Below are 11,160 nucleotides of genomic sequence, written 5' to 3'. Positions count from 1 at the left end.
CTGGCGCTGACCTACGCCAAAACGGACGCCGCGCGCGGCTACGCCCTGCTCATAGACGGCAGCGAGCTGAGCGCAAGCCCGTTTGAGAGTAAGGATGCCGCCCGCGAGTATTTTGTGTAAAATCTAAACCGCCATCCAGGTTGTATTTGATAGGCGTAAAAACGACAATGCTTGAAGCGAGCCTAAAATGCGGCTGGCACAGGGCTAAATTTTACCGCCGCGAGCGCTAAATTTAAAGGCAAAAGCGAGCAAATTTTATAGGCTCAAGGAGCGTTTATGGAGTATTTCAAACCGTTTTTCGTAAAGATCCCAGGCCGCGCCAGAGATGACGATCACGCGAGCGCGCATGAGCAGATCATCGCGCCGCTACTGCAAAATGCGCTCGCCGCCTACGTCTATAACGGGCGCAAAGATAGTATCGTGGGGGGCCTTCGGTAGCGTGGAGCACCCGTTAAATTTGAGCGACTTTAGTTTTCTCGTGCGCGAGCGGGGTAAATTTCGCCTCGATCTCTCGCGAGAATGCGTAAACGGCGCTGAGATATTTTGGAACGCCTGCAGCTTTAGGCGCGGCTCGGTTATTATTTTGCTCGAGGGAAAGTTTGATCCTACACCTATTTTGCGTCGCTGTGCCGAGATAAGCATAGACGATACGCCAAATATGGGAAACAGCCCAGCGGCGACCAAGCTTGCTAAGCGCGCGATGAGCGAGGGGTGGATTGCCGTGCTTTTTAGCGCATCAAATGGGATAGAGTGGATGGATATCTACGCTCCTGAGGCGGTGCGGGATAAAATTTTAAAACTTGCGGATGAGATAAACGGGGATGAAATTTAAAATTTAAAAGCCGAGCTCTGCATTAAATTTCACGCAAGATAGGCATTATGCGCCCCTGTGCGCGCAGACAAAAGCAGAGGTCGCAAAAATACATATCGCACCTATCGCCCTCTGCGCCTTGCCAAAAGATAAAACAAAATGATCGCTGCCAAAACCGCCGCGATTGCGGCGTAAATTTTACCCATGCCGCCGTAGCTTTTGGAGCCGTCGCTTAAATACAGGTTTATTACCGCGCCGTTGTCTGTCGAAATTTCAAGCTTCGCGCCCTTTGCGCCGTTTAACTTTACTCGCAGCATATTCGCTGCGGGGCTTGAAATCTCGGGCTTATCCATAAAAGAGTAGCTGGTTTTGTAGCTTTTCATCAAATCGTTGCAGTCTTTGGGGGCTACGAATATATCGTAAAACGCGCCGTTTTTCACGCTCAGATTTTCTCCGCCTTGCACGACGAAGTATCTAAATTTAGGCGCTTGCGTGATAAACTCCCACCGTAGCGTCTTTTGCTTGCCGCCCTGCTCGTAATTAAACTCCGCGCCGTATTTGGCGTCAAATTTAAAAACCTCTCTGCTGAAAAGCACGAACTGCCTATCGCTTAAAATGGCGTTAGGATCGGAGTTTTTGTCTAAAATTTTAACGTTTTGAAGCTCCCTGCCGCCTTCGTAAATTTTAAAACTTTTCATCGCTACGGGCGGTCCCTCGGCATTAAACTCCACGCTTACGGGATTTGCGGTGATTTTGCACTCGGGCATGGGGTCTGGAATTTCATTGCTGAAAAACGCAAGCGCGGGCTCGTCGTTCGGGTAATAGACATAGGGGCGCGAGTTTAGCGCAGTGGCGCCTTTGAACTTATCCTCCCTCATCCGTAGCGTTTCATTTTTGCACATCCCCAGTAGAAATTTGCCGCTTCCTTCGTCGTTTAAATTCCGCGAGCAAAAGGCGTTGAGGCGCGAATTTCCCATCTCAAAAACGTAGCTGCTTTTTTTGCCGTGCTCAAAATAGCCGATGCCGATCTCATCCGAGGCAAAATCCAAAAATGCAAATCTATGGTAAATTGCGCTTAAAAGCCCGTCGATCGCGCTTTTTAGATCGCTTGAGTTATAGGATAAATTTTCCCTCACGACGGCATTATAGCCTGCGTAAAAAGCGCGCTTTGACGGATTTTCGCCCGTGAAATTCGGCTTGCCAGGGCTCTCGTCGTGCGACATCGCCTCGTTTGCGACGACATATTTTGCGTGATTAAGCGCGGAGGTGTTTAAAATTTCATTCTGCGAAAGCTGATTTAGCCCCGATTTTGCGCGCACATTGTTGATGTAGCTTAGCGGATCGTCGTAAAAGGAAAAGCCGCTCATCGCAACGAGCGGCTGTTTTAAATTTGAAGGGGTGTTTTCGCATGCGGCAAAAAGCGCGCAGATCGCCCCGAGGCCCAGGAGCCTAAGCCGTAGGGCCCGCTTTGGCAAACTCAACCCCCTCTTTTACGTCCTCGTAGCGTTTGAAATTCTCCTCAAACATCTTTGCGAGCTTATCGCGCGTGATTTTATATTCCGCCGGGTGCGTCCACGTATTGATCGGATTTAGCAGCTTCGTCTCGACGCCTGCGAGCTCTTTTGGGATCGCTAGGTTAAATTTCTCGAAATTTTCAAATTCGCACTTTTTGATGCTGCCATCCAGGATCGCGTTTATGCACGCGCGCGTAGCTTTGATGCTCATTCGCTTGCCCACGCCGTACGCGCCGCCGCTCCAGCCAGTATTCACGAGATAGACGCTGACGTTGTGCTTGTCGATCTTTTCGCCCAGCAGCTTAGCGTAAACGGTCGGATGCAGCGGCATAAACGGCTCGCCGAAGCACGCGCTAAAGGTCGCCACGGGCTCGGTGATACCGCGCTCGGTGCCTGCGACTTTGGCCGTATAGCCGCTTAGGAAATAATACATCGCCTGCTCTTTGGTTAGTTTTGCGACCGGCGGCAAAACGCCGAATGCGTCGGCGGTTAGGAAGATGATATTTTTCGGATGGCCGCCAGCAGAGCTTGGCTCGTAGTTGTCGATATGATAGATCGGATAGCTGACGCGGGTGTTTTCGGTCTTGCTGCCGTCTTTGTAGTCCACGACGCCAGCCTCATTGGCGACCACGTTTTCAAGTAGCGCGTCGCGTTTGATCGCCGCGTAAATTTCAGGCTCGCTGCTCGGATCTAAATTTATGCACTTCGCGTAGCAGCCGCCCTCGAAGTTAAATATCCCCTCATCGTCCCAGCCGTGCTCGTCGTCGCCGATTAGCTTGCGGTTTGGATCGGTCGAGAGCGTCGTTTTGCCCGTGCCGCTTAGGCCGAAAAATAATGCCGTGTCGCCCTCTTTGCCCACGTTTGCTGAACAGTGCATCGACATCTTGCCCGCAAGCGGCAACCAGTAGTTCATCATCGAGAAAATGCCCTTTTTCATCTCGCCGCCGTACCACGTGCCGCCGATAACGGCGACGTTTTCCTCGACGTTAAAGATAACGAAAACGTCGGAGTGCAGCCCGTCGCTCGCGTAATCTTCGTTTTTGCATTTGCACGCGTTATAAACGACGAAATCAGGATGAAATTCCGCTAGCTCGCTCTTGCTTGGGCGGATGAACATATTTTTTACAAAATGCGCCTGCCACGCGACTTCGGTTACGAAGCGCACGTTTTTACGGCTGGATTTACTAGCGCCGCAAAACGCGTCTTGGATAAAGATCTCTTTGCCGCTTAGCTGGGCTTTGGCTTTGGCTAAAAGCTTATCGAAAAGCTCTTTTGAGATAGGCTGATTTACCTTTCCCCAGGCGATGTATTTTTGGCTCGGGTCCTGCTTTACGAAGTATTTATCCTTGGGGCTGCGGCCCGTAAAGATGCCGGTATCGACCATAAAAGTGCCGTTGCTTGATATGCGCCCCTCGCCTCTTGTCTTTTCAAGCTCAAAAAGCTCGTCGTAGCTTAGGTTGTGATTGATTTTTTTGATATTTTTAAGACCTAGTTTATCCAGATCGTTCGGAGTTGTCATTTTGCGTCCTTTTTAAATTAAATTTTGATAAATGATTGCGCTATTATAGCTTAAAATTTAGGTGAGCTCGCTTAAGCACCAAGGATAGCCCTCATCAAATTTAGGCGGGAGCGCCGCCTAAATTTTAGAGCTTATCTTAAAATCGCAAGCACTTGATCGGCATCGACCGTATCGCCCTGGGCGACTAAAATTTTATCGATTACGCCATCACGTGGGCTTTCGATATTTATCTCCATCTTCATCGCTTCAAGAACGATGACATTCTGCCCCGCCTTAACAGCGTCGCCTTCCTTTATTAAAATTTTAAATACGTTGCTAGGAAGCGTCGCTTTTATATCGTTATCGTCCGTACCACTTCGCGCGTTAGCAGTGGGCTGCTCGCCGGCAGAGCGTTGCGGCTGCGGCTTTGCGGGCGCTGAGGTATCGAAGCTGACGTCGTATCGATCGCCGTTTACGAGCACGTTTTGTCCGGCAAATTCTACGTTGTAAATTTTGCCGTTAATCTTAACGTCAAATTTGCCGTTTTTAGAAATACCGCTTTGATGGCTTGCGGCGGGTGCTACGTCCTCTTTTTTGCGGCTCATCACCTTGCCCTCGCCTTTTAAAAACGCGATGCCCTTTTCTTTGCACGCAAGCGCGATAAATACGTTCTCCTCACTAGGCTCGATGCCCTGTTCGCGTAGAATCTTCTGCGCATACGCGACGCTCTTGCTCTCGTCGGCATCGGCGATATCTACGGCGTGTTTGGTCGTAGGCTCTAAGCCCAGCTGCTCCGCCGCCATTTTAATCACGCCCTCGTCGGGTTTAACGGGCGTTTTGCCGAAATAGCCTAGCACCATCTTGCCGTAGCCCTCGGCGATCTTTTTCCACGGACCAAACATTACGTTGTTAAACGCTTGCTGGAAATAAAACTGGCTAACCGGCGTTACGCTCGTGCCGAAGCCGCCCTTTTCGACGACCTCGCGCATAGCCTTGATGACTGCTGGGAATTTGTCTAAAATTTTATTATCGCGCATCATCTGAGTATTTGCGGTAAGCGCGCCTCCGGGCATCGGCGAAAACGGAATTAGCGGGCTTACCTGCGTGGCCTCGGGCGGCATGAAGTAATCCTTCAAGCACTCGCCCAAAACCTCTTCGTATTTTAAAATTTTCTCTGCATCTAGCCCCAGGTCGAAATTTTGCCCCTTCGTCGCGTGCAGCAACGTAAGAATGTCCGGCTGGCTAGTGCCGCCGCTTACGGGATGCGCGGCAAGGTCGATGCCGTCTACGCCCGCAACGAGCGCAGCCTGATAGCATGCGACGCTAACGCCCGCCGTCTCGTGAGTGTGCAGGCGGATATGCACGCCGTCGCCTAAAATTTTACGCGCGCGCTTGATCGTCTCATAGACCTTCTGCGGGCTGCTGGTGCCGCTTGCGTCTTTGAAGCAGACGCTGTCAAACGGGATCTGCGCGTCTAAAATTTGACGCAGAATCCTCTCGTAAAACGCCGCATCGTGCGCACCGCTACATCCAGGCGGTAGATCCATCATCGTAACCACGACTTCGTGTTTAAGGCCGTGGCGATGTATGCACTCGCCGCTAAATTTTAAATTTTCCACGTCGTTTAACGCGTCGAAATTTCGAATCGTCGTCGTGCCGTGCTTGGCAAAAAGCTTGGCGTGCAGATCGATTATCTCGCGGCTGCCTGTATCGAGCGTGACGGTATTTACGCCGCGGCTAAGAGTTTGCAGGTTCGCCTCAGGTCCCACGATGCTTCTAAATTTATCCATCATCTCAAAGGCGTCTTCGTTTAGGTAAAAATATAGGCTCTGAAACCGCGCGCCGCCGCCGAACTCAAAATGCGTGATACCCGCGTCTTTTGCCGCGCTAACGGCGGGCAGGAAATCCTCCATCGCCACGCGCGCGCCGAAAACCGACTGAAATCCGTCGCGAAAGGTCGTATCCATAACATCGATAAGCTTTTTAGCCATTTCTAGCTCCTAGGTTAAATTTAGCGTGAATTTTAATATTTCTAGCCTAAAAAAGCTTTTAAACCAAAAACCCCCGGAAAGATTGCGAGTGTTAATAGCACTAGAATTTGCAATAAAATAAAAGGTAGCACGCCCTTGTAAATATCCGTGGTATGGATTTGCGGCGGCGTCACGCCCTTTAAGAAAAATATCGAAAACCCAAATGGCGGCGTCATAAACGACGTTTGTAAATTTACAGCGATTAAGATCGCAAACCACACGGGATTGATATGCAAAGACTCTACTATCGGCAAAAGTATCGGTAAAATGATATATGAAATTTCGACATAATCGAGAAAAAACCCAAGCACTATGATAACTACCATCGTAAGCGCGATAAATCCCCATGCTTGACCGGGAAGATTCTCCATAAAATTTTTTACGACCTCATCTCCGCCCGTGTAAGAAAAAATCATCGAAAATGCCGTGGCGCCCATCAAAATCATAAAAACCATGCCCGAAATTTTAGCGGTATTTTTTAGCGCGTCATAGATCAGCCTAAACGAAAACGTGCGGTACAAAACAGCTAGCGCTATCGCACCCAAGCAGCCTACCGACGAGCTCTCCGTAGGCGTAGCGATGCCCGCAAAAATAGATCCCAAGACGAGCAAAATCAGCACGAGCACCGGCACGACGTTTTTAAGCGCGATAAAAATTTGCTTTGATTTGCTAAGCCCCTCTAGCGGCGGAACAGGCGGCGCATAATCTTTGCAAATATATGAAATAATCGCAATATAAATCACGTAAAAACCCACTAGCACGAGCCCAGGAATAACTGCTGCGGAGAAAAGATCACCTACCGAAACCGAAAGTATATCGCCTAAAATAATCAGCACGATCGAGGGCGGAATAATCTGCCCAAGCGTGCCCGCAGCAGCGATAGTGCCGGTAGCTAGAGGCTTATCGTAGCCGTATTTCATCATCACGGGCAAGCTGATGACGCCCATAGCGATGACAGTCGCGCCCACGATGCCCGTCGTAGCCGCAAGTAACGCGCCCACCAAAACAGTGCTGATCGCCACGCCGCCTCGTACGCCGCCGAATAAAAATGCCATCGACTCTAATAAGCGCTCCGCAAGGCGAGTCTTTTGCAAAATCATACCCATTAAAATAAAAAGCGGCACCGAAATTAGCAGCTGATTTTCCATAATCGAGTAAATTCTATTAGGCATCAGTGAGAAAAACTGCCTGCTCATATCCTCGAAAGCTTCAGTTAAAATTTCAAAGCCCTGCGCGTAATCCCATGCCTCACTAAGTCCGTAGATAAAGCCGAAAATCACCGCCACGGCGCCGAACGTAAACGCAACGGGAAATCCCAGTAACAGCATAAAAAGCGCTGCCGCAAACATCACTATGCCTATCATAGCTCGCCACCTTTTATCTTGCCGTGGCAAAATTCCGCCCAAGCGCGAAAAGCGTAAAATTTATAGAATTTTAAATTTAAGCTCATTCTGCCCTCACACACTCTGTGCGCCCGAAGAATTCCCACTAAGAAATTTCGAGCCTTTGTTTTCCCTAACATCAAGCAGGGCGTTAATATTTTTAATCAAAAATCCAAATGCGTAGATAAATAAAAACGCGTAACTAAGCGTGATTGCGGACTTGATGATCCAAAGATGCTGCATACCGCCGGGATTGGCGCTGGCCTCATGGCTCGTATAAGCCTCGCTCACATAATCGATCGAAAAAAACGCCACGAGCGCCACGAAAGGCAAAATGAAGAATATCGTACCTAAGATATTTATGAGCGCTTTTGCAGTGGAGCTAAATTTTTCGTAAAAAATATCCACGCGAACGTGGGCATTTTCTTTGAGCGCGTAGGTCACACCGAATAAAAACATCGCCGAATATAGCCACCACGTAAGTTCTTGCATAGCGACGGAATTTGCGGCTGGAAAAAGATAACGCGCCACAACATTGTAAAAAACGACTATAACTAAAAACGCCAAAAATACGATACTCAATACGCCTAAAATATTTGCGAACGCATCAAAAGCTCTTTCTAATTTGCGTAAAAAATTCCTCAAAATTTTACCCTTTGCTTGAAATTTTTGCTATAAAAGCTGGGATTTTAGCAAAAATATCTGCAATTTATTATAAAATTATGCGCGGAAAGGATTTTTATGATTTTAAAATTTCAAAACAAATACTCTAAAAAATTTCTCGCTTTTTGTGCCATCTGGGCGCTTTTTTGGCTAGCATTTTCATATTTTTTCTTGCAAAAATTCCTTTTTATCTATCCGGAAAGCTTTAGCATTCACGTGAGATTCGCGCTTTGCGCCATAGCGCTAGGAGCGGTGATTTTAGCGGTTTGTGGCAAGGACGTTTACGGCGCGATCTGCGGATATGCGGTGTGGTTTTACGGCGCGGCGCTGGGCTTCGTATCGTCATTAAATTTAGCTAAAATTCACACGGTACTGCGAGGGAGCGGAGATATGAGCGGGATGAGCGGCTGCGGTGGAGCGGTGAGATTTTTAAATTTCGATTTAAGCGCGGTGCCAATTTTTAAGCCGTTTAACAGCTGCGCATTCGACGTACCAGCGGTGCCAACCGATACAACGCTAGACGGACTGCAAGCTAAGCTAACGGCGCTTTATAGCGGAGGCTGGTATCTATTCCCGGCAAGTAAAAGCGTGGATCTGGCGCAATTTTGGAGCTTTATCTTTATATTTTTCGCAATTGTTTGGATGATTGGAATTTTTCTTGGATTTTTGAATAAAAAGGCGTGGGATTTTAAATCCCACGCAAAATAGGTCATTGGACTATAATAAGAGCATTTGAGCTATAGATATTATCTATATTTTTAAGTCCCGGCATACTCCATACCCGATCACATAAGCCATCTCTCCCTTTGGTTAAAGTCACTTGCTCCTTGTTATCATATGTGTATGTAGCGCAGATATGACCTTTAACCTTTATAGGATTTGGCACATTCATCATTTGTGAAAAATCCTGGTTATATTCACCTTGTGCCGTATAGTAACCCATTAAATCGTTGAGTGACGTAGCTACGTTATGCGCCGTCCTCACCACCTCTGCATCATCGCGCGTAGCTGCTAGTTTTGGAATGGCAATTGCCGCCAAAACACCTAAAATCACGATCACGAAAATTAATTCGATCATAGTAAAGCCCTTCATGTTTTTATCCTTTGATAAAAAATTTTTGGACTTATATTATAGAGCGTTTACTATAAATTTAACTTAAAAATTCTTTGCGAATTCTAACATTTCAGATAAATTTTTCATCGCATTCGCGCCGACCGCCAAATAATGGTTATTTATCAGGCTTTTTCCGTTATAGAGCGGTGCCTTCATCGTCTTTAGATCCACTACCGCTCCGCCGCTTTGATGCAGCAAAAAATCTCCCGCGGCGATGTCCCAAAGCGAGCAGTCGCTAAATCTCGCATACGCGCTCGCACCCCCCTCGGCTAAGATGCAAAATTTTATCGCAGAGCCTTTGCGCACGAGCTGCATTTTAAATTTTTGCGCGAATTGCGGATATTTTTCGGATTTGCTATGATGGCCGTGCATGAAGATTTGCGGCGCGCTAGTGGGACGAGCGAGCAGTACGCCGTTTTTATAAACTCCGCCGCCATTTGAGCTATATATGTCGCCGCTTACGGGCACGCCGATTACCGCTAAAATCGGGCGCCCATACTCGATCAGCGCGATGCAGACGCAAAACTCGCCGTTGCGCGCGATAAACTCCTTCGTGCCGTCCAGCGGATCTATGAGCCAAAATCTCTCCTCGCTCATGCGCTGTTTGCTATCCAGCACGCGCTCTTCCGAGCAGATCGCGATGCCGCTGGGCTCTAGAGTGCGCATTATTGCATCGTTTGCCGCAAGATCGGCATTCGTAAGCGGCGATTTGTCCGCTTTGACGAAAACATCGAATTTGTCGTAATTTTGCATTATCGCGGCGTTTGCCTTTTTTGCGGCGTCCTCAGCAAGCGCTAAAAGCTCGTTTAAATCCATCTGCGCTCCTTTAAATTTAAGGTAATTTTACTAAATTTAAAATTTTAATAGTCTAAATTTACGCAAATAAAAAAACAGGCAAAATTTCAAAACCCTTTAGAATTTTAATATTCTTTTTTATATAATTGCTAAAATTTTTTAAAGGATCAACATGACCCCAGTCGTATTAGATAGCGTTAAACACGCGGATTTACAGTATCACGCGGATGCATTCCCTACCGCGCCTTTCGTGCCGGTGATCGCACCGGAGATCCCGTTTTGCGCGGACAACCTCGTTATCGTATTTACCATCGAAAAAGAGCCCAAAATGGTGGCGCTGCTAGGGCGCACCAAAAACATTCTAATCGATAAGGATTATAAAGGAACGGTGCCCTCCTCGGTGCAGAATTATCCGTTTTTCCTAGCCCAGATCGGCGAGCAGACGGCGATCTGCTTCGATAAGGACGCGCAGCAGATCAAAGGCGACGGCGAGGCGCTTTTTAAAGACGGCAAGCCGACGCCGTTTTTACAAAATTTAAAAGAGGTGATGAAAAATTACGCCGATTTGGATATGCGCACGCGCGTTGCCGCGGCGGAATTTCAAAAGGCGGGGATTTTAGAAGCCAAGGAGCTCGGTATCAACTCTAGCGGCAAGGAATCGTCCCTGTTAAACGGCTTTTCGGTCGTAAATCGCGAAAAGCTTTTGAAGCTAAGCGATAAAAAACTTGCGGATTTTGCGCGCCGCGGATATCTGGAGCTAGCGTATTTTCATCTAAAAAGCCTTGCAAATTTTCAGCGCCTAGGCGATAAGATCATGCAGCTCGATCCGCCGGCAGCGCCGAAAGAAGCGAAAAAATAGACCATTTTCGCCTCCTAAGTAGCTCATAATTTTTAGAATTTAATGTCGCAGATTTATAAAACTTGTAAAACTTACGATTGTTTCGGGGCTTGAAGTTGCCATAACCGCATGCGAGCTTGAAGCCCTAGGAGACTTTATTCGCGGCTAAACTAAATACACCGCAAATTTAGTTCTAAAATTTTAGCATAGGGTTTTATAACAAAATTTTGCAACAACATGGTACGCAAAATTTCAAGCGAGAAATTTTACTATAAAATTATATTAAATTTAAAATTTAATTTAAGTAGATCAATTTATAAAATTTTATCCACACTGCCTAAAACTTTAGTTTTAAATTTAATCCTGCTCTTGCGCTGAAATTTTACTCGCGATTTATAGAAATTCCCGCGGCTCGTAGATTTGCACGCCGCACGCGTCGCTGCGAGCCGCATTTATCATCGCGCGGGCAATACTTGCGCCGCTAAGCGGTCTAAATTTACCGAACACGCAGGCAG

General features: G+C 47.5%; 11 protein-coding genes. 4 read left to right on the top strand and 7 right to left on the bottom strand.

Annotation, left to right across the window (positions count from 1 at the left end):
• Window positions 1-276 precede the first annotated feature (276 nt).
• Window positions 277-438, top strand: coding sequence for a hypothetical protein (locus tag Q0413_RS04340; protein WP_298987685.1), 162 nt, complete (start codon window positions 277-279; stop codon window positions 436-438).
• Between the two features lie 19 nt (window positions 439-457).
• Complete coding sequence (locus tag Q0413_RS04335; protein WP_298987682.1) at window positions 458-832, top strand: hypothetical protein; 375 nt, start codon at window positions 458-460, stop codon at window positions 830-832.
• Window positions 833-933: 101 nt separating this feature from the next.
• On the opposite strand, the gene Q0413_RS04330 is transcribed toward Q0413_RS04335, so the two are convergent.
• From Q0413_RS04330 to Q0413_RS04310, 5 genes are all read right to left on the bottom strand, one after another.
• Window positions 934-2,286 carry a CAP domain-containing protein gene (locus tag Q0413_RS04330; protein WP_298987680.1) on the bottom strand — a complete coding sequence of 451 codons (1,353 nt, stop codon included), beginning with the start codon at window positions 2,284-2,286 and terminating at the stop codon, window positions 934-936.
• Window positions 2,261-3,844 carry a phosphoenolpyruvate carboxykinase (ATP) gene (pckA, locus tag Q0413_RS04325; RefSeq protein ID WP_298987677.1) on the bottom strand — a complete coding sequence of 528 codons (1,584 nt, stop codon included), beginning with the start codon at window positions 3,842-3,844 and terminating at the stop codon, window positions 2,261-2,263. The genes Q0413_RS04330 and pckA overlap by 26 nt, the downstream gene beginning before the upstream one ends.
• A 131-nt stretch (window positions 3,845-3,975) precedes the next feature.
• Window positions 3,976-5,814 carry a biotin/lipoyl-containing protein gene (locus Q0413_RS04320; protein ID WP_298987675.1) on the bottom strand — a complete coding sequence of 613 codons (1,839 nt, stop codon included), beginning with the start codon at window positions 5,812-5,814 and terminating at the stop codon, window positions 3,976-3,978.
• 41 nt (window positions 5,815-5,855) lie between these two features.
• Window positions 5,856-7,217, bottom strand: a complete 1,362-nt coding sequence (locus Q0413_RS04315) for a TRAP transporter large permease subunit (RefSeq protein WP_005871492.1) — start codon at window positions 7,215-7,217, stop codon at window positions 5,856-5,858.
• Between the two features lie 93 nt (window positions 7,218-7,310).
• Window positions 7,311-7,880 carry a TRAP transporter small permease subunit gene (locus tag Q0413_RS04310; RefSeq protein ID WP_298987673.1) on the bottom strand — a complete coding sequence of 190 codons (570 nt, stop codon included), beginning with the start codon at window positions 7,878-7,880 and terminating at the stop codon, window positions 7,311-7,313.
• A gap of 96 nt (window positions 7,881-7,976) precedes the next feature.
• On the opposite strand from Q0413_RS04310, the gene Q0413_RS04305 reads away from it, so the two are divergent.
• Window positions 7,977-8,606 carry a disulfide bond formation protein B gene (locus tag Q0413_RS04305; protein ID WP_298987671.1) on the top strand — a complete coding sequence of 210 codons (630 nt, stop codon included), beginning with the start codon at window positions 7,977-7,979 and terminating at the stop codon, window positions 8,604-8,606.
• 1 nt (window position 8,607) lies between these two features.
• Here the strand turns inward: Q0413_RS04305 and Q0413_RS04300 are convergent, their stop codons facing one another.
• Window positions 8,608-8,991, bottom strand: a complete 384-nt coding sequence (locus tag Q0413_RS04300; RefSeq protein ID WP_298987669.1) for a type II secretion system protein — start codon at window positions 8,989-8,991, stop codon at window positions 8,608-8,610.
• A gap of 63 nt (window positions 8,992-9,054) precedes the next feature.
• Window positions 9,055-9,828, bottom strand: coding sequence for a 3'(2'),5'-bisphosphate nucleotidase CysQ (locus tag Q0413_RS04295; protein ID WP_298987666.1), 774 nt, complete (start codon window positions 9,826-9,828; stop codon window positions 9,055-9,057).
• A gap of 151 nt (window positions 9,829-9,979) precedes the next feature.
• Between Q0413_RS04295 and Q0413_RS04290 the strand changes: the two genes are divergently transcribed.
• Window positions 9,980-10,666 (top strand): SapC family protein, encoded by a 687-nt coding sequence (locus Q0413_RS04290; RefSeq protein ID WP_298987664.1) that lies wholly within the window; start codon window positions 9,980-9,982, stop codon window positions 10,664-10,666.
• Window positions 10,667-11,160 lie beyond the last annotated feature (494 nt).

It is taken from the genome of uncultured Campylobacter sp. (assembly GCF_938045465.1).
In the GTDB taxonomy this organism is placed as follows: Bacteria; Campylobacterota; Campylobacteria; order Campylobacterales; family Campylobacteraceae; genus Campylobacter_B.
This window is presented reverse-complemented; position numbering and strand designations above follow the sequence as displayed.

Coding starts and splice junctions, on each gene's coding strand:
- Q0413_RS04305 (WP_298987671.1), top strand. CDS start 7,977: ATGATTTTAAAATTTCAAAACAAATACTCTAAAAAATTTCTCGCTTTT.
- Q0413_RS04340 (WP_298987685.1), top strand. CDS start 277: ATGGAGTATTTCAAACCGTTTTTCGTAAAGATCCCAGGCCGCGCCAGA.
- Q0413_RS04300 (WP_298987669.1), bottom strand. CDS start 8,991: ATGAAGGGCTTTACTATGATCGAATTAATTTTCGTGATCGTGATTTTA.
- Q0413_RS04295 (WP_298987666.1), bottom strand. CDS start 9,828: ATGGATTTAAACGAGCTTTTAGCGCTTGCTGAGGACGCCGCAAAAAAG.
- Q0413_RS04290 (WP_298987664.1), top strand. CDS start 9,980: ATGACCCCAGTCGTATTAGATAGCGTTAAACACGCGGATTTACAGTAT.
- Q0413_RS04320 (WP_298987675.1), bottom strand. CDS start 5,814: ATGGCTAAAAAGCTTATCGATGTTATGGATACGACCTTTCGCGACGGA.
- Q0413_RS04315 (WP_005871492.1), bottom strand. CDS start 7,217: ATGATAGGCATAGTGATGTTTGCGGCAGCGCTTTTTATGCTGTTACTG.
- pckA (WP_298987677.1), bottom strand. CDS start 3,844: ATGACAACTCCGAACGATCTGGATAAACTAGGTCTTAAAAATATCAAA.